We start from the raw sequence: 16,021 nt of genomic DNA, 5'->3' as shown, positions 1-16,021 counted from the left end.
CCCGCCGTTGACACCCGCACCCCTCCCGACTATGCACGCTCCCCGCCCGGCGCCCGCCCGCGACCGCGGGCCTCAGGCGCGCTCGGGGGGATGCCGCAGCAACTCGATCCGCTCGTCGAGATAGCGCGCGAGGGGGAGGTAGCCGCCGGCCGCGCTCCAGCGCACCTGCGCCTGCCCGTCGCGCACCGCGAGGGGGTGCGAGCGCGGGCCGAGGGAGACGGTGTCGACCACCTGCCACCCGATGTGCACGGTGTCCCCCTCGGGGACGCCGCCGCGCGCCGCCGCGGCCGCGAGTTCCGCGCGACGCCGTTGCGACTCGGCGGCGAACCCCCGGCGCACCTCGGTGCGCGAGCGCACGATGTCACCCGTGGCCAGCACGTCGTCGTCGGTGAGCAGCAGCACGCCGAGGTGCCAGGCGGTCCCGCGTGCGACGATCCGGGCCGCCCGGGGGATGCCGAGAAGCCGTCGCCCCTCCTGCAGCTCGCCGATGCGCTCGCGCGGAGCGTCGCCGAGACGGGCACGCGCGTCGGCCAGCAGTTCCCCCACCGGAGGGTGCGTCATCCTTCTGCCCCCTCATCGCGGACGCTCTCCGCGCGCTCGAGCGCGCGCGTGGCGCTGCGCACCGCGTCGGCGGCGTCCGCCCGCTCGCGCTCCTGCTGACGCACGACGTCGTCCGCCCCGGCGGCCTCCCTCTCAGCCCGCTCCAGATCGGCCCGCAGGGCGTCGACGCGCTCGTGGGCTCGATCGGCGCGCTCGCGAGCGGTCTCGAGTCGCTTCTCGACCGCCGCTCGCCCGCGTTCGGCATCCGCTCTCGCGCGCTCGGCTTCGCGCACCGCCCGCTCGGCGGCCTTCCGGGCGCGGCGCGCGGCCAGGTCGTCGCGCGGCGTCCGCGCGGGGATGGCCGGAGGGACCGAACCCACGACGGCGTCGGCGAGGGCGTTCCCGTCGAGGTCGGCCAGGTCGACGGCCGACACGAGCCGACCGGTGAGCACGGCTGCCGCGACCGCCGCGTCGACCACCGCGGCGTTGACGGTCTTCTCGACCGCGTCCGCCATCGCCGGGCTGAGCGGGGTGCCCGCCTCGGCGGCGAGCTCGCCCGCGCGTCGCGCCAGGGCGGCGACCAACTGGCGGCGCTGGCGCCCCAGACGGGCGAGTTCCGCGGCATCCAGATCCTCCTGCGCCTCGTGCAGGGCCCGGGAGAGCTCGACGGCCTCCCCGAGCTGGCCGTCGCGCACGAGCAGGTTCACCGCCCAGGCCGCCACGGTGGGCTTGCGCACCTTCGCGATGCGTCGCCCCACCGTCCCGGCGACGTCTGCGGCCTTCTCGTTGCGCGCCGCGGTGAAGCGCGCGGGCGGGAGCGCGAGCAGCTCGGCGGCGATCTCGTCGAGGCGCGCGTCGTCGGAGGGGCCCGCGGCGTCGGAGGGGGCCGCGTCGTCGCTCATCCCCCCATTGTGACCCGGCTCCTCAGAGCGAGACCACCCCGGGCCGCGGACCGCGGATCTCGCGGTGCAGGCGTTCCATGCGGGCGTCGAGCTCGGCGGCGGTGTCGGCGGCGTTCTTCAGCTCGGCGAGGAGCTCGTCGGGGACGAGCCGGTCGTACTTGTAGTAGATCTTGTGCTCCAGGCTCGCCCAGAAGTCCATGGCGATGGTCCGGAACTGCACCTCGACGGGCACGTCGACCCTCCCGGTGGAGAGGTAGACCGGCACCTCGACGATCACGTGCAGGCTCTTGTAGCCGTTCGCCTTCGGCTCGGCGATGTAGTCCTTCACGTCGCGCACCGTGATGTCGTCCTGCCGGGTCAGCAGATCGGACAGGCGGTAGGCGTCGTCGATGAAGCTGCACGTGACCCGGATGCCGGCGACGTCGGTGATCGCCGACCGGATCGAGTCGAAGTCGGTCTCGATGCCCTTGCGGCGCACCTTGTCGACGAGGCTGTCGGGAGACTTCACCCGGCTCGAGACGTGCTCGATGGGGTTGTACGCGTGCATCTCCTGGAACTCTTCGCGCAGGATGGAGATCTTGGTCTCGACCTCGGCGAGGCCGAAGCGGTACTCCATGAGGAAGCGTTGGAACTCGTCGCGCAGAGCGCGCAACGCCGCCCCGGAGACCGTGATCTGCTGATCGTCCAGCGGCTCCGACATGCCGTCGACGCTACCGAGGGTGGCTACGAGGCCGCTGGGAGCGTCACTCTTCGCGCGGGGGCACGGACGAACGGGGAACCAGCTCGCCGTCGACGACGTCGATCGCGATCAGACCCCGGAAGACGTCCGGGAGATCGTCGGGATCATCCGCCGGGCCGGGCTGCCGGGGAATGGGGGGATGTGTCACGGCGCCTCCTTCCGTGCAGATCCCCACTCTGACAGCCGCGGGGCCGCCGACCGGTGGTCTTGACTATCGGCATCCATGCGCGTACCGGAGGGGCTGGCGTATCGTGAATCCCATGGGGACCATTCACTACGGCGGCAGCGGCACCACGGTGCACATCGAAGACCGAGCGCTGGCCCACCTGAAAGTCGTGATCTCGACCAAGCTCCGCCGTGGCGAGAGCTTCACGTTGTCGTGGCGTCACCGTGACGACGAGGAGCGGGGCCGCAGCACGCTCTGGCTGCACCCCGCGATTCCGCTGCGCTTCGTCTTCGACGAGGCGGAGCCCGCCACGCTGAGCCGCGAATGGATCGAGCGGCTCGCCGATTCCGCGAACTCCTCGGGCGGCATCATGCTCGTCCCCGAAGACATCACCCCGGCCGAACAGACCGAGCAGCGCTAGGCGTCAGCCCTCTTCGACGTGCCCGTCTTCGCTCGGCTCCGGAGTGATCGCCAGACCGTTGGGGCCGGATGCCGCGAGCATGAGGTCTTCGACCCACACGCGGTTGATGCGCGGCTGACGGCTGCCGTAGAAGTGGAACTGGATCGGCACCGAGGGGTGCATCCAGAAGCTGCGGCGACCGCTGCCGTCGCCCACCTCGACGTCGAACATGAACGACTCCGACCGGCGCAGCTTGTTCATCACGACGATGCGCAGGTGCGCGAGCGTGCGGTCATCGATGTCGACCGCGTTGGCCACGGTGTCGTAGATGAATCTGCCCATGCGTCCGAGCCTAGTCGAGGAAGACGGGTTTCCCCCGTTCCGGGGGTGCCACGCCGCCCCGCCCGAATCAACCCCCGGCTCGACCCGGGCCTCGGACGACTAACGTGCGGGTGTGGGAACGCTTTATTACGGTGACGTCGCAACGCCGATCGAGATCGAGGATCGCGCTCTGGCGCACGTCAAGGTCGTCATCGCGACGAAGCTCCGACGCGGCGAGAGCTTCACGCTGTCGTGGACGCACGGGCCGCACCAGGAGGTCGGGCGCAGCACGGTGTGGCTGCACCCGTCGATCCCCCTGCGGTTCGTCTTCGACGAGTCCGAGCCCGCACTGCTGAGCCGCGCGTGGATCGAGGCCCTCGCGAACTCGGCGAACTCCTCCGGCGGCCTTCTGCTCGTCCCGGAACCGGACCACCCGGGCGATTGAGTCAGACCAGGGGCTGATCGAGGATCTCGCGTGCGCCCTCTTCGACGGCGGTCGGGAGCACCAGCGGCCGCCCCGCCGAGAAGGCCTCCCATTCCCGCAGAACCACCGCCTCGACGTGCACGGGGTCTTCGTCCGGGTAATCGGCGAGCAATCGCTCGACGACGCCGCTGAACGAGGTCACCCGCACTCCGTCGATCACGTGGACGGCGTCCGCGGGGCGCGACGGCGCACCGACCTCGACAGCGTTCTCGTCCATGCATCCATGGTTTCACGCACCGAGGCGGCGGCCTAATACTGCCGAGGAAAGAAGGACGCCTACCTTCTCGGATGCCTACGCACCGCGCCACAGCCGCCGGGGGCGACGCGCCACGGGCGGCGCCAGACGTCAGTGCGCGGCGTCGACCCCGACGGGATGCGGGTCGACCTGGTCGACGGCATCCTGGAGCCGCGCGAGGCACGCGACGACGGCCGCGCTCTCCTCGGGCGTCATGTCGACGACCGCCGCCATCATGCGCGAATGCATCGAGCCGAGCGTCGCGCGCACCTCTTCGTCACTTGCGGCGGTGGCCACGATGAAGATGCTGCGACGGTCGGTCGGGTGCGGAACGCGCGTGACATGCCCGGACTTCTCGAGCCGGTCGACGATCGCGGTCGTGGACGCCGTCGAGACACCGAGGTAGCGGGTCAGCTCGCTCGGGGAGATCTGGCGGTTCTGCCCCGCGGCCTTGAGGAGGTAGCGCAGCACGAGGAGTTCGTTCTCGCCCATCGACATCGACTCGCGCGTGCGCCGGCGCATGGCGACCTCGGCGGCACGGTAGACGCGGAACGCCTGCAGGACGTCCACGGCGCGGCGACGACGATCCTCTTCGCTCGCGCCGTACCAGTAGCGCGACGATCCTGAACCGTTTTCCACCAGGGCATCCTATGCCAGCGGGGCGGCGCCAGCCCCCTGCCCAGGCGCGGGACGGACAGGTACGATGGTAAGTAGGTCGGCTATCTACTCGATGGTCGTCTTGATCAGCACCGAAGAGACTAACGCGCCGAGACGTTCAGGGGGGCGAGATGAAGCAGACGACGACGGCGGACGACGTGGTCAAAGCCCTCAACGACCTCACCGACTCCGGCATCGCCTCCGAGCGGGCGGCGTTGCATTCCCTCGGCATCGGCCCCAACGATGCGAAGGTGCTGCGTTTCCTGCTGCAGCGCGGATCCGACGAGGAGCCGGTCACCCCGCGCATGCTCGCCGCGATGCTCGGCATCTCCTCCGCGGCGACGACGGCGCTGATCGACCGTCTCGCCGACGCGGGGTGGGTGGAGCGGGAGCCCTACCCCGGCGACCGACGGTCCATCGTCGTGCGCGAGACGATCGACGCCGCCTCCCCCGCCCGCCGCATCCTGTCGGTGCGGCGTTCATCGGCCGTCGCGGCGGCGGCCAAGCTCGGCCCGGCCGAGCGACGGATCGTCGCCGACTTCCTCGACGACATCGCGCGCGGCGAGCAGCAGGACATCGACGACATGGCGGCGGACGACGAAGCGTCCCGCACGGCCTGATCGGCTCGCGCGGGACGCTCGGTACTCAGCGGGGCCCGATCACTCGGTGGCGCGACCCGTTTCGGTCTGCAGTCGGTCGATCTGCTCGGAGGCCTCGGCCTTGGTGAGGTCGGCGGGGATCTCCTCGCCCGCCTCCCGTGCCAGCGTGTCGAGGTAGCTGCGCTGAGGGGCGGTCATCGGCTCGTCGCCGGTGACCCAGTCGGAGGGGTCCTTCTCGGCGGGGTTCTCGCCGTCGCGCACGGCACCGAGGGTCTCTTCTTCGCGGGAGGAATCGCTCATGGTGGAAGGCTAGGCGCTCATGCGCCGACGGCCCCCGGGATTGACAGGTCGTCCAGGCACGTAAGGCATCCTGGTCGGATGGCCCGTGACCCCCGCCCCGCCGACGTCCAGGTGGAGAGCTACCACGGCGTGCACGCACGCACGCGCGTGACCCGCATCTCCGCGGGGTCCGAGAGCGGGCGCTCGTTCGTCCTCATCGCCGGGATCGGCGTGGCCGCGACGTACTTCGAGTTCCTCGCCCCGTTGCTGGCGGAGGAAGGGGATGTGTACGCGCTCGATCTCCCGGGGTTCGGCGGGGTGCCGGCATCCGGGCGCCCGCCCACCGCGGCGTTCTTCGCCGATCAGGTCGAGGGCGTGCTCGCGCACTACGGTCTGGACGACCCGGTGCTCGTCGGTCACTCGATGGGGACGCAGGTCGTCACGGAGGTGCTCGCCCGCCGCGACGACATCTCCCACGCGGTGCTCGTGAGCCCGGTCGTCGACGAGGCCGAGGCGACCGCGCTCGTCCAGGCGGTCCGCTTCGTGCAGTCGACCGTCCGGGAGTCGCTGCACATCGCCCTCCTCGCCGTCTCGGCCTACCTGCTGTGCGGGGTGCTGTACTTCTTCGAGACGCTGCCCCACATGCTGCGGTACCGCATCTCCGACCGCGTCGGCGCGGGACGGGCGACGCTGCTGCTGGTGCGCGGGGAGTTCGACCGCCCCTCTCCCCGCCGTCTGCACTCCCGGCTGGTCGCCCGCGCCCGCGACGCCCGACGGTGGGAGATCGAGGGGGCCGCGCACTGCGTCGTCAACAGCCACGCCGTCGGTGTCGCACGCCTCGTGCGCCGCCACATCCACGACGACCTCGCCACGAAAGGGCGGATGCCGGCAGCCGAGGCTGCGGTACCCCCCGCGAAGCACGCCGACGCCAGCATGGTGCTGGGTGCCATGGCCAGCCGCCTCGCCGAATGGGTGAGCGCCGCGCGCGAGGACGAGGACGGCGTCGAGAGGGCGAAGGCCCGTCATGCCCGCGTGCTGTGGGACGCCTACCGGCCGGGGCTCTCCCGCCGCTCCGACCACGGCACCGACCACGACCCGGGCCCCGCCCGCGGAGACCGCGGCGATGGGCCGACCCGACGCCGGGGCGGTTGGTCGTGATCGTCCGCCCCGCCCTCGATCCCCGCCGGTGGTGGACCGACGCGCTCACCGCCGACCGTCTGCTCCTCGCCGCGAAGACCTCGGCGGCCGCGGCCCTCGCCTGGTACCTCGCGCCCCTCGTGCCCTTCGCCCACAGCGAGTACTCGTACTACGCCCCGCTCGGCGTGTTGGTGAGCATGTACCCCACCGTCGCCCGGTCGGCGTCGAGCGGTGTGCAGGCCGTGGTGGGTCTCGCGCTGGGCATCGCGCTCGGCCTCGGCAGCCTGGCCGCGGTCGGCGCGGGGCTGCCGCGCATCGCCGCGGTCGCCGCCGTCATCCTGGTGGGCGTTCTGTTGGCCGGGGTCCGGGCACTGGGCGTGGGCCGTGACTGGGTCGCGATCGCCGCGCTCTTCGTGCTGCTGCTGGGCGGGGCCGACCCCGACGGGTACTCGATCTCGTACCTGTTCACGATGGCGTTCGGCGTCGTGGTGGGCGTGGTGGTCAACCTCGTCGTCGTCCCGCCGCTGCGCGTCCGTCGCGCCGACGATCGTCTCTCGCGCCTGCGCGACGCCCTGGGCGACGCCCTGCACCGCATCGCCGACGCCCTCGCCGGCCGCACCTTCGACCCCGAGACCGCCGACGCGGCGACCGCGCACCTCCTGGGCACCCTCGCGGATGTGCGCGAGGAGGTCGAGCTCGCCGACGAGAGCCGTCGTTACAATCCGCGGGGCCGGCGCCTGCAGGCGCCGCGGGACCTGAACCGCCGCCGCCTCGACGCGCTGACGGGTACCGCCGATGCCACGCGCGAGCTCTCCGCGGCCCTGGCCCGACTGACCGGGGGCGACGACGTCGAGACGCGCGTGCCCGCCGACGTGCGCCGCTCCCTCGCCGAGGCCGTCGAGACCGTGGCGCGACTCGTGACGACACCGCCCGAGCCCGAGGGCACCGCCGACGAGCTCGGCGAGGCCGAGCGCGCCCTCACGGCGTACACCGACCTCCTGCGCGGGCTCGAGGAGCACGAGGAGCCCCTCGACGCGTGGGAGGCGGCCGTCAGCCTGCGGCGGGTCATCGCCGCGTGCGGGCCGTTCTCCGACCCGGACGCCGACACCGCGACGCGCTGATCAGCGCCCCACGCTCGCCGCGTCGAGGGCGCGCTCGAGCGCGGCCGCGGTCGCCACCCTCGCGGCCGCCGGGACGGCCGCGAGGAAGCCACCCACGAACGTGTCGCCCAGGCCGATCGTCGTGGGGTGCGCTGTCTCGACGACGTGGGCCGCGACCCCCACAGCGGGAAGCCGCCGCTCGGCCGCCATCACGACCGCCGCCCCGCCCGCATGGCGTTCCAGCCGCGCCGTGTCGTCGAGGTCGGCCGCGGTGCAGCGGTCGCCGAGCCGATAGCGGGTCGCCGCCGTGCGCACGGCGCTCTCCAGAGCGCTGCGGTGCCGCGCCGCGTGCGGCCCGATCGCGATCGCCCAGTACTTCGTGTGCACGACGAGGGCGCGGGCGGGGATCAGTCCGTGCGCCTCGGCGAGGGCGGCCACGACCTCGTCGCCCGAGAGCAGATCGACGGGGCGGTCGAGGTACTCCTGCAGCTCGTCCTCGTTCATGCCGTAGACGTCGATGCGGTCGAGCAGGCGCTCGCGCACGGGCGCCGAGAGCTCGCGCCGGTAGAAGCCCGCGTCCTCGTAGTAGACCAGGGCCTCGGGCGGCAGACGCCGCATCGCCGCCAGGAGGTCGGTGAGCCGCCGCCTGAGCAGGTCGGCATCCTGCATCGTGTTGAAGCCCGACACGAGCAACGCCGAGGCCCCGGCGAGCGCGTCGCCGAGGTCGGGTGAGATCGCCATCTCGCGGTTGGGTGCGTCGTTGGCGAAGATGAGGCGGTTCGAAGTCGGCGCGGTCACCGCGGCATCCGCGAGCAGCACGGTCGTCTTCTCGGGGTACTGCACGATGAGGTGCGGGTCGAGGGTGTCGTGCGTGGCGGACGAGACGACGCGCATCGAGGCGGGCAGGAGTCGGCGCACGTTGTCGTCGATGCTGACCAGGTGCTGCACGGTGGGCACCCCGATGCGGTCGAGAGCGATCCCCGCCCGCACCCCCGTGCCGCCGAGGGTGATCTCCACGTCGAAGTGCGCGGCGAAGCGCTCGACGATCTCGGAGGACAGCACGAAGCGCTCGCCTCCCCCGCCCGTGGCGAGGAAGGCGAGCACCGTGACGACGAGCGAGCGCTCGTCGATGATCGGCGTCGTGGTGGTCAGCTCGTCGGAGCGGATGCCGTACCCCCGCGCGAGGGCCGACAGCACCTCGGCATCCCACCGGATCTCGTAGTCGACGGTGCCGCCGAGCCCGAGGACGAGGTCTCCCGTCATGACGCCGCTCCCCGTCCGATCAGTAGAGGTCGGCCTTGCCGGCGGCGCCGAACAGGTCGATCTTCTCGGCGGCCGTGACCTTCATCGCGTCGATGCAGGCGGGCTGGATGGCGTTGGGCTCGCGCAGGCGCCGGTCGGTGCCCAGCACCTCGCGCATGCGGTCGTGGTAGGCCACCTTGATGTCGCTGGAGATGTTGATCTTGTTCACACCCAGCTCCACGGCGCGGCGCAACTCGGCATCCGGGTTGCTCGATCCACCGTGCAGCACGAGCGGGATGCCGACGGCCGCCTTGATCTGCTCCAGCAGGTCGTGACGCAGCTCGGGGTTCTTGTCGGAGGGGTAGAGCCCGTGCGAGGTGCCGATGGCGATCGCGAGGGAGTCGACGCCGGTCTGTTCGACGAAGCGCACCGCGTCGTCGACGTTGGTGTAGATGATCTCGGCCGCGCCCGACTCGCCGTAGCTGTCGTTCGCGCCGATCGTGCCGAGTTCTCCCTCGACCTGGACGCCGACCGCGTGCGCGGCCTCGACGACCTTGCGGGTCAGGGCGACGTTCTGCTCGAACGGCTCGAGCGAGGCGTCGATCATGACGGACGTGAAGCCGGCCTGGATGGCGGTGACGATCTGCTCGTACGTTCCGCCGTGGTCCCAGTGGATGGCGACGGGCACGCTCGAGCGGTGCGCGCGGGCGTGCATCGCGGGGATCAGGTCGGTGGTGATGTGCGAGACCTCGTCGGGGTGGATGGCGATGATGACCGGAGCGGACTTCTCTTCGCTGATGTCCATGATCCCGGTGAACATCGCCCAATCGCTGATGTTGAAGGCCGGGATGGCGAAGCTGTGGGTGTTCGCCACGTCGAGGATGGACTTGCCGGTGTAGAGCACGGAGATTCTCCTTGTTGGGTGGGGTCGGGTGGCTCAGCTCTTCACCGAGCCGGCCGTGAGGCCGCTGATGAAGAAGCGCTGGAAGAAGAGGAAGAGCACCAGCACGGGGATCGAGCCGAGGATGCTCATCGCCATGATCTGGTTCCACTCGTAGGAGTGCTGACCCATGAGCAACTGGATGCCGATCGGCACCGTGCGCATGTCGATGGTGCGCGTGAGGGTCAGCGCGAAGAGGAACTCGTTCCACGCGATCATGAACGTGTAGATGCCCACCGACACGATCCCGGGGACCGAGATCGGCACGAGCACGCGCCACAGGGCGGTGAAGGAGCCGGCGCCGTCGACGCGGACCGCCTCGTCGAGCTCCTTCGGCAGGGTGTTGAAATACCCGGTCATCATGATGATCGCGTAGGGCAGCGTGAACACCATGTAGGTGAAGATCAGCCCCGGGTAGGTGTTGTACAGCCCGAGGCCCACCATGAGTCCGAAGTACGGGATGAGGAGCGTGATGGGCGGGACCGCCTGCACGCTGACGATGATCACGTTCACGATGCGCTTGCCGCGGAACTCGAAGCGGCTGAACGCGTAGGCCGCCTGGATGGCGACCAGCAGCGTGAGGATCGTCACCGCACCGGCCACGACGTAGCTGTTGATGAAGAACCGCACCGTCTCGGGGGTGGTGAAGATCGACACGTAGGCGTCGAAGGAGAAGGTCTCGGTGATCAGGCGCGGCGGGAGCTCGAAGATCTGGGTGTTGGACTTGAACGAGCTCGACAGCATCCACAGCACCGGGCCGGCGGCGAACACCGCTCCGAGCAGGAGGCCGACGAACACGCCGGCCGTGGCGAACCGGCGACGCCGGACGGAGCTGGTGACGCGGGGGCGGGCGGGAGTGCTCGTGGTGCGCGGACGCGCGGGGGTGGTCAGGGCCATGTCAGTCCCTCGCCTTCTGGTGGCGGACGTAGAGCACCGCGATGATCATCGACATCGCCAGGACCAGCACCGCGGAGGTGGAGGCCATCGAGAAGTCGTACTTCGCGAACGCGAGCTTGTAGGTGAAGGTGCTGAGCATCTCGGTGACGTCGATGGGACCGCCGCCGGTGGTCAGCCAGATGAGCGCGAACTGCTGCGAGGTCCAGATGAGGTCCAGCAGGAGCAGGCTCACGATGATGGGGCGCAGCTGCGGGATCGTGACGTTCCAGAACCGCTGTGCGGGGCTCGCCCCGTCGACGGTGGCCGCCTCGTACAGGTCGCTCGGGATGCCCTGGAGGCCCGCGAGCAGGCTCACCATGAAGAACGGGTAGCCGGCCCAGATGTTGATGAAGGTCACCGTGCCCAGCGCCAGCTGCGGAGAGGCGAGCCACTCGATGTCGGTGCTCAGGAGGAAATTGACGATGCCGTTGGGGGCCAGCAGCATGCGCCACAGCACCGCGATCACGGCGACGGTGAACAACCACGGCAGCACGTACAGGCCGCGGAAGATCGCGCGGGGCACGGCGCCGATGAGGCGACTGTTCAGCAGCATCGCGAACGACAGGCCGAGCACGAGATGCGCGGCGACGCTGGTGAGCGTGAAGAAGAGGGTGTTGCCCGTCGCCTTCCAGAAGCCCGGGTCGGTGAGGATCGCGACGTAGTTGTCGACGCCCACCACCTCGGGGCTCTTGTTCAGGATGACGTTGTCCTGGAACGAGTAGCCGATCACCATCACGATCGGCACGATCATCAGGACGAAGAGCAGGACGAGGGTCGGCGACAGGAACGCGTAGGCCTCGCCGGCCTTGCGGAGCTGCCGGGTGCGGCGGGAGGCGGGGCGACCGGTGACGATCACCTCGGTGTCGGGGGGTGTGAGGGTGCGCATGGTCATGGTGTGCGGCTTTCGATGAGCGGGACGCCGCACCGCCGGAAGAGCGGAGCGGGGCGGTGCGGCATCCCGGGTCGGCGTCGGATCAGAACTCCGACGTCCATTCGTCCTGCGACTTCTTCAGCGCGTCGTCCATGGACTGCTGTCCGTCCAGCGCGGACTGGAACTGCTCGCCGAACTGGCGCATGAGCTCCTCGGCGACGGGGAGGCCGGTGAACTCGTTCGCCGGGTAGCCCGCCTTGTAGATCTCGAACGCGGTCTGGAACAGCTCGTCGTCCTCGACGAAGGTCGGCACGCTCTCGGTGTTGCCGGGGAACGCCTTGGCCATCGTCGACAGCTCGCTGTTGACGTCCTTGCCCATCAGGAACTGCACGAGCTTGAAGGCGGCGTCCTTGTGCTCGGAGTTCTCGGCGACGCCGATGCCCCACGAGGCGTACGGGATGCCGCGCTCGCCCGTGAAACCGTCCTCGGCGGGGATCGCCGAGATCGAGAAGGCCAGGTCGGGGTTGGACTCTCGGATGAGGTTGATGTGCGCGAGGGAGTCGATCATCATGCCGACTCGGCCGTTGGTGAACTCCTCGACCTTGTCCTGCTCCTTCATCGTGAACGAGCCGGGGGCGATCACCCCGTCGTCCCAGAGCTGCTGGATGTAATCGGTGGCCGAGGCGACGTCGTCGTTCGTCAGGTCGGGCTTGCCGTCGTTCAGCATCGAGCCGCCCGAGGCCCAGACCCACGACATCACGTCGTTCTGCACGCCGTTGGGCGCCTCGAGCGAGAGCGGGAGCACCCAGCCCGAGACGTCGCCGCCGAGTGCGGTGATCTTCTCGGCCGCGTCGGCGAACTCGGTGCGGGTCGAGGGCGGAGCACTCACGCCCGCCTGCGAGAGCAGACCGTCGTTCGTGAACATCGGGTACACGAAGTTGATCACCGGGATCATGTAAGTGCTGCCGTCGATCTTGATCTGGCTGGCGAGCTGGCTCTCGTCGTACCCGGCGGAGCTCATCAGCTCCGACAGGTCGGCGATGACGCCCTGCTTGGCGAAGTCGCTCACCCAGGCGCCGTCGAGTCCGACGACGTCGGGCATCGTGCCCGAGGCCGCTCCGGCGAAGAGCTGCTCCTTGGTCGAGGCGTAGGGGCCGCTGACCAGGTCGACCGTGATGCCCGGGTTCTCTTGCTCGAACTGGTCCATGAGGCCGCGGAACTGGCCGTCGCCCAGCTCGGGCTCCCACCACTGCGCGAACTCGATCGTGACGTCCCCGTCGGCCGAGGTGTCGCCGCCGGAGTTCGACGCGCACCCCGCCATCGCCAGGAGGGTCGTGGCCGCTGCTGCGACACCGACGAGCTTGATGGCGTTCCGACGCCGGCGCCCGCTGTTGTCCATCATTTCTCCTCGTTGAGATCTGCTGCATTTCGCGCTCTTCTGCGCGTTCTTGCATCTTTCAGCACGAGTATGCGCTCACGTGCGGGCGATGGTCAAGACGCCGATGCAGATTCGTGACAATTCACGCACCGAACAGCGGACAAAGACGCAAGAGGGGGGATAAATGTGCGCTTCTCTGCCGTTTTCCGGACGAATCTCGGGATGACGGTGCCGCGCTGTGCTAGAGATGACGGCATGGACGCATCGACCACGACGAAGAGGCGGCTCCCGGCGGGCCGCAAGGCCGAGTTGGCGGCCTACGTCGCCGAGTCCGGCCAGGTCACGGTCGTCGACCTGGCCTCGCACTTCGGCGTCTCGATCGACACCGTGCGCCGCGACCTCGACCAGCTCGACCGCGAGGGCATCGTCGTGCGCACGCACGGCGGCGCGGTCAGCGCCATGTCCGTTCCCGGCCGCGACCGCGGCCTCGACGTGCGCGCGCAGATGCAGATCGCCGAGAAGGAGCGCATCGCCGCCCTGGCCGTCGACCTCGTCGAGGACGGCTCGGTGCTCATGCTGAACGCCGGCACGACCACGCTCGCCGTCGCGCGCGCGCTGCGCAACCACCGCGACCTCACGATCGCGACGAACAACCTGCGAATCCCGGCGGAGATCTCTCCCTCCGCCTTCCGCGACCTCTACATCTTCGGCGGTGCCGTGCGCACCCTCACCCAGGCCACCACCGGGCCGGTGACACTGGCGATGAACTCGCACTCCCCCGACGTCGACATCCGCTGCGACTACGCGCTCATCGCCGTCGGCGCGGTCGACGCCTCGGGGTACTCCACGAGCAACCTGGGCGACGCCACGATGATGAGCGAGATGATCCAGCGCGCCGAGCGCACGGCGATCCTCGCCGACTCCTCGAAGCTCGACCGGCGTCTCTTCGCGCAGATCGCCCCGCTCGACAAGGCCGACTACCTCATCACCGACGCTCCCCCCTCCCCCGATCTGGCGGACGCCCTCGCCGAGGCCGGGGTGACGGTGCTCACGCCCTGAGAGCGGTCACCGCCCGGACACGCTCATCCGTGCTCAGCCCGCCGCGAGCGGGACCCGCAGGATCACGTCGTCGTTCCCCGCACCCCGGTCGGTGTCGCTCGTGACGATCCACAGGTCGCCGTCCGGGGTGGCGACCGCGTCGCGCAGGCGCCCGAACTCGCCGACGTAGTACTCGCTCGAGGTGCTCGGCTCGGCGGTGGGCACGGCCCGCAGGCGCTGACCGCGGAGGTTGGCGATGAACACCGTGTCGCCCACGACGGCGAGGCCGCTGGGACTGGCGTCCACGGGTGCCCACTGCTGCACGGGGTCGGTGAACCGCTCGCCGGCGCCGGTCCCCTCGACCTCCGGCCAGCCGTAATTGGCTCCCGGTTCGATGATGTTGAGTTCGTCCCAGGTGTCCTGGCCGAACTCCGACGCGAACATCGTGCCGTCGTCATCCCACCCGATGCCCTGGGGGTTGCGGTGTCCGAGGCTCCAGACGGCGGAGCCGGGGAAGGGGTTGTCCGCCGGGACGGCTCCGTCGGGGGCGACCCGCAGGATCTTTCCACCCAGCACGTCGGGGTTCTGGGCGGCGCCCGGATCGGCCGCGTCGCCCGCGGTGATGTAGAGCATGCCGTCGGGGCCGAAGGCCAGGCGCCCGCCGTTGTGGATGTTCGCCGCGGGGATGCCGTCGAGGATCGTCTCGACGGCGCCGAGCGCGAACGAGCCCGGCGATCCCTCCAGCGGGAACCGCACCACGCGGTTGCCGTCGAAAGTCGTGACGTAGGCGTACAGGAAGCCGTCGGCGTACGCGAGGCCGAGCAGGCCGCCCTCGCCCCGCGCGGCGAGATCGGGGACCACGCCGACGACGCGCGTCGCCCCCTCGCCCAGCTCGAGGATCTCGCCCGTGTCGCGCTGGCTGACCAGGGCGGTCTCCGCGACGAAGGCGACCGACCACGGGGTCGTGAGGCCGGATGCCACGACCTCGGGCGCTCCGGCGGGTACGAACGTCACCGCGGCATCGGGCGTGGCGGGGCGGGTGTCCGCGGGCGCAGAGGTCGGCCCGGGGCCGGCCTCCGGCTCGCGCTCCCCCGTGCAGCCGACGAGGGCGACGAGGGCGAAGGTCAGCGCCGCCGCCGCGCCGGGGCGCCGTCGCCGCGACGCCATCGGCGCACCAGCGGCCGTCACCACGCGTTCACGCGTCGTCATCGCGCCCCCTCCTCGCACCCTCGTGGCGTCTCGTCACATCCGCGCGTACCGGGCGCGGGCGAAGCAGAACACGCCGTAGACGACCAAGCCCGCGCCCACGAGCCACAGCACGATCTGACCGAACGGCAGCGCGGCGAGGGAGCGCAGCGCCGCGTCGATGCCACCCGCGGCGTTCGGATCGTGCGTGAGCGCAGCGACGACGAACAGGATGCCGGCGACGCCGACGGCCACGCCCTTGGCGACGTAGCCGACCGTGCCGAAGACGCGGATCCCGTGGCCGGCCGTGCCGCCGGGGATCGACATGTGCTTCTCGAACGCCCGAGTGACGCCGCGGATCACGAACGCGACGCCGATCACCGCGATGGCGAGACCCACGACGACGAGCACGGCGACCCCGCCGGGCATCGCGAGGATCTGGGCGCTGAGGGTCTTCGACGACTGCGAAGACTCCGAGCTGCCGCCCAGGGCCAGGGTGAGGGCGGTGCCCGCGATGGCCGCATAGGCGATCGCGGTGCCGAGGAACTTCGCCCGGTGCGCCCAGCGCTTCTTGGCATCCGGGTCGCGCTCGACGATGGCCTCGGCGATCTGCCAGACGGCCAGCGCGGCCAGCCCCACGACGATCACCCACAGCAGCAGAACACCCATCGGAGCGTCGCGCACCTGCTGCAGCGCGCCGCTCTGATCGGCGCTGTCGGAGCCGGCGCCCGTCGCGACCGAGATGGCGATGAGGCCGATGAGCAGGTGGAGGAGGCCGAGCACGACGTAGCCGATGCGGGCCGCGGCGCGGAACGCCGTGGAATCCTGGGCTTTGTCGGCGGCGGTGGATGCGGAGGTCATCCGCGAACGAT

Annotated in this window: 21 protein-coding genes; 6 read left to right on the top strand and 15 right to left on the bottom strand. The window is 70.5% G+C overall.

Annotated elements, in window-relative coordinates; all coding sequences use genetic code 11:
• Nucleotides 1–72: 72 nt before the first annotated feature.
• The 4 genes from ACK4LS_RS03100 to ACK4LS_RS03085 are packed head-to-tail and all read right to left on the bottom strand — an operon-like array spanning nucleotide 73 to nucleotide 2,329.
• Complete coding sequence (locus ACK4LS_RS03100) at nucleotides 73–561, bottom strand: glutaminase (protein ID WP_409712975.1); 489 nt, start codon at nucleotides 559–561, stop codon at nucleotides 73–75.
• On the bottom strand, nucleotides 558–1,442 hold the full coding sequence (locus ACK4LS_RS03095; RefSeq protein WP_409712972.1) for a transposase: 885 nt from the start codon (nucleotides 1,440–1,442) through the stop codon (nucleotides 558–560). The genes ACK4LS_RS03100 and ACK4LS_RS03095 overlap by 4 nt, the downstream gene beginning before the upstream one ends.
• 22 nt (nucleotides 1,443–1,464) lie before the next feature.
• Complete coding sequence (locus tag ACK4LS_RS03090; RefSeq protein ID WP_409712969.1) at nucleotides 1,465–2,142, bottom strand: GTP pyrophosphokinase family protein; 678 nt, start codon at nucleotides 2,140–2,142, stop codon at nucleotides 1,465–1,467.
• 43 nt (nucleotides 2,143–2,185) lie between these two features.
• A complete protein-coding gene (locus ACK4LS_RS03085; RefSeq protein WP_409712967.1) occupies nucleotides 2,186–2,329 on the bottom strand; it encodes a hypothetical protein in 144 nt (47 codons plus the stop codon).
• Between the two features lie 112 nt (nucleotides 2,330–2,441).
• Here ACK4LS_RS03085 and ACK4LS_RS03080 point away from each other — a divergent pair, with 112 nt between their 5' ends.
• Complete coding sequence (locus ACK4LS_RS03080) at nucleotides 2,442–2,768, top strand: hypothetical protein (protein ID WP_409712964.1); 327 nt, start codon at nucleotides 2,442–2,444, stop codon at nucleotides 2,766–2,768.
• A gap of 3 nt (nucleotides 2,769–2,771) precedes the next feature.
• Here ACK4LS_RS03080 and ACK4LS_RS03075 read toward each other — a convergent pair whose 3' ends face one another.
• Entirely contained in the window at nucleotides 2,772–3,089 is a 318-nt protein-coding gene (locus ACK4LS_RS03075; RefSeq protein WP_409712961.1) for an ATP-dependent DNA ligase, read from the bottom strand.
• A gap of 112 nt (nucleotides 3,090–3,201) precedes the next feature.
• Between ACK4LS_RS03075 and ACK4LS_RS03070 the strand changes: the two genes are divergently transcribed.
• Complete coding sequence (locus ACK4LS_RS03070) at nucleotides 3,202–3,513, top strand: hypothetical protein (RefSeq protein ID WP_409712958.1); 312 nt, start codon at nucleotides 3,202–3,204, stop codon at nucleotides 3,511–3,513.
• Nucleotide 3,514: 1 nt separating this feature from the next.
• Here ACK4LS_RS03070 and ACK4LS_RS03065 read toward each other — a convergent pair whose 3' ends face one another.
• Both ACK4LS_RS03065 and ACK4LS_RS03060 read right to left on the bottom strand, forming a co-directional pair.
• Nucleotides 3,515–3,769 carry a three-helix bundle dimerization domain-containing protein gene (locus tag ACK4LS_RS03065; RefSeq protein WP_409712955.1) on the bottom strand — a complete coding sequence of 85 codons (255 nt, stop codon included), beginning with the start codon at nucleotides 3,767–3,769 and terminating at the stop codon, nucleotides 3,515–3,517.
• 129 nt (nucleotides 3,770–3,898) lie between these two features.
• Nucleotides 3,899–4,426 (bottom strand): MarR family winged helix-turn-helix transcriptional regulator, encoded by a 528-nt coding sequence (locus ACK4LS_RS03060; RefSeq protein WP_409712952.1) that lies wholly within the window; start codon nucleotides 4,424–4,426, stop codon nucleotides 3,899–3,901.
• A 149-nt stretch (nucleotides 4,427–4,575) separates the two neighbouring features.
• Between ACK4LS_RS03060 and ACK4LS_RS03055 the strand changes: the two genes are divergently transcribed.
• Complete coding sequence (locus ACK4LS_RS03055) at nucleotides 4,576–5,064, top strand: MarR family winged helix-turn-helix transcriptional regulator (protein ID WP_409712949.1); 489 nt, start codon at nucleotides 4,576–4,578, stop codon at nucleotides 5,062–5,064.
• A 39-nt stretch (nucleotides 5,065–5,103) separates the two neighbouring features.
• Here ACK4LS_RS03055 and ACK4LS_RS03050 read toward each other — a convergent pair whose 3' ends face one another.
• Nucleotides 5,104–5,343 (bottom strand): DUF3072 domain-containing protein, encoded by a 240-nt coding sequence (locus ACK4LS_RS03050; protein WP_409712946.1) that lies wholly within the window; start codon nucleotides 5,341–5,343, stop codon nucleotides 5,104–5,106.
• A gap of 78 nt (nucleotides 5,344–5,421) precedes the next feature.
• Between ACK4LS_RS03050 and ACK4LS_RS03045 the strand changes: the two genes are divergently transcribed.
• Nucleotides 5,422–6,480: an alpha/beta fold hydrolase gene (locus tag ACK4LS_RS03045; RefSeq protein ID WP_409712944.1), complete on the top strand. Its 1,059-nt coding sequence runs from the start codon at nucleotides 5,422–5,424 to the stop codon at nucleotides 6,478–6,480.
• Nucleotides 6,477–7,580: an FUSC family protein gene (locus tag ACK4LS_RS03040; protein ID WP_409712941.1), complete on the top strand. Its 1,104-nt coding sequence runs from the start codon at nucleotides 6,477–6,479 to the stop codon at nucleotides 7,578–7,580. Before ACK4LS_RS03045 ends, ACK4LS_RS03040 begins: the two co-directional genes overlap by 4 nt.
• On the opposite strand, the gene ACK4LS_RS03035 is transcribed toward ACK4LS_RS03040, so the two are convergent.
• From ACK4LS_RS03035 to ACK4LS_RS03015, 5 genes are all read right to left on the bottom strand, one after another.
• Nucleotides 7,581–8,822 (bottom strand): ADP-dependent glucokinase/phosphofructokinase, encoded by a 1,242-nt coding sequence (locus ACK4LS_RS03035; protein WP_409712939.1) that lies wholly within the window; start codon nucleotides 8,820–8,822, stop codon nucleotides 7,581–7,583. It abuts the gene before it with no gap.
• A 19-nt stretch (nucleotides 8,823–8,841) separates the two neighbouring features.
• Nucleotides 8,842–9,705: a ketose-bisphosphate aldolase gene (locus ACK4LS_RS03030; protein ID WP_409712937.1), complete on the bottom strand. Its 864-nt coding sequence runs from the start codon at nucleotides 9,703–9,705 to the stop codon at nucleotides 8,842–8,844.
• Nucleotides 9,706–9,738: 33 nt separating this feature from the next.
• The gene (locus ACK4LS_RS03025) at nucleotides 9,739–10,638 is read right to left on the bottom strand and encodes a carbohydrate ABC transporter permease (RefSeq protein ID WP_409712936.1); all 900 of its coding nucleotides are present in this window, start codon (nucleotides 10,636–10,638) and stop codon (nucleotides 9,739–9,741) included.
• A 1-nt stretch (nucleotide 10,639) separates the two neighbouring features.
• Nucleotides 10,640–11,569 carry a carbohydrate ABC transporter permease gene (locus ACK4LS_RS03020; RefSeq protein WP_409712934.1) on the bottom strand — a complete coding sequence of 310 codons (930 nt, stop codon included), beginning with the start codon at nucleotides 11,567–11,569 and terminating at the stop codon, nucleotides 10,640–10,642.
• Between the two features lie 82 nt (nucleotides 11,570–11,651).
• Nucleotides 11,652–12,950 carry an ABC transporter substrate-binding protein gene (locus ACK4LS_RS03015; protein ID WP_409712932.1) on the bottom strand — a complete coding sequence of 433 codons (1,299 nt, stop codon included), beginning with the start codon at nucleotides 12,948–12,950 and terminating at the stop codon, nucleotides 11,652–11,654.
• 231 nt (nucleotides 12,951–13,181) lie between these two features.
• Between ACK4LS_RS03015 and ACK4LS_RS03010 the strand changes: the two genes are divergently transcribed.
• A complete protein-coding gene (locus ACK4LS_RS03010) occupies nucleotides 13,182–13,985 on the top strand; it encodes a DeoR/GlpR family DNA-binding transcription regulator (protein ID WP_409712930.1) in 804 nt (267 codons plus the stop codon).
• Nucleotides 13,986–14,018: 33 nt separating this feature from the next.
• Here the strand turns inward: ACK4LS_RS03010 and ACK4LS_RS03005 are convergent, their stop codons facing one another.
• Together ACK4LS_RS03005 and ACK4LS_RS03000 are read right to left on the bottom strand one after the other, a co-directional pair.
• The gene (locus ACK4LS_RS03005) at nucleotides 14,019–15,173 is read right to left on the bottom strand and encodes a PQQ-dependent sugar dehydrogenase (RefSeq protein ID WP_409712929.1); all 1,155 of its coding nucleotides are present in this window, start codon (nucleotides 15,171–15,173) and stop codon (nucleotides 14,019–14,021) included.
• Nucleotides 15,174–15,206: 33 nt separating this feature from the next.
• Nucleotides 15,207–16,010, bottom strand: a complete 804-nt coding sequence (locus ACK4LS_RS03000) for a DUF1206 domain-containing protein (RefSeq protein WP_409712927.1) — start codon at nucleotides 16,008–16,010, stop codon at nucleotides 15,207–15,209.
• Nucleotides 16,011–16,021 lie beyond the last annotated feature (11 nt).

Source organism: Microbacterium sp. (genome assembly GCF_046295495.1).
In the GTDB taxonomy this organism is placed as follows: Bacteria; Actinomycetota; Actinomycetes; order Actinomycetales; family Microbacteriaceae; genus Microbacterium.
The sequence above is the reverse complement of the archived record's forward strand: the minus strand, read 5'-3'. Positions and strand labels throughout refer to the sequence as shown.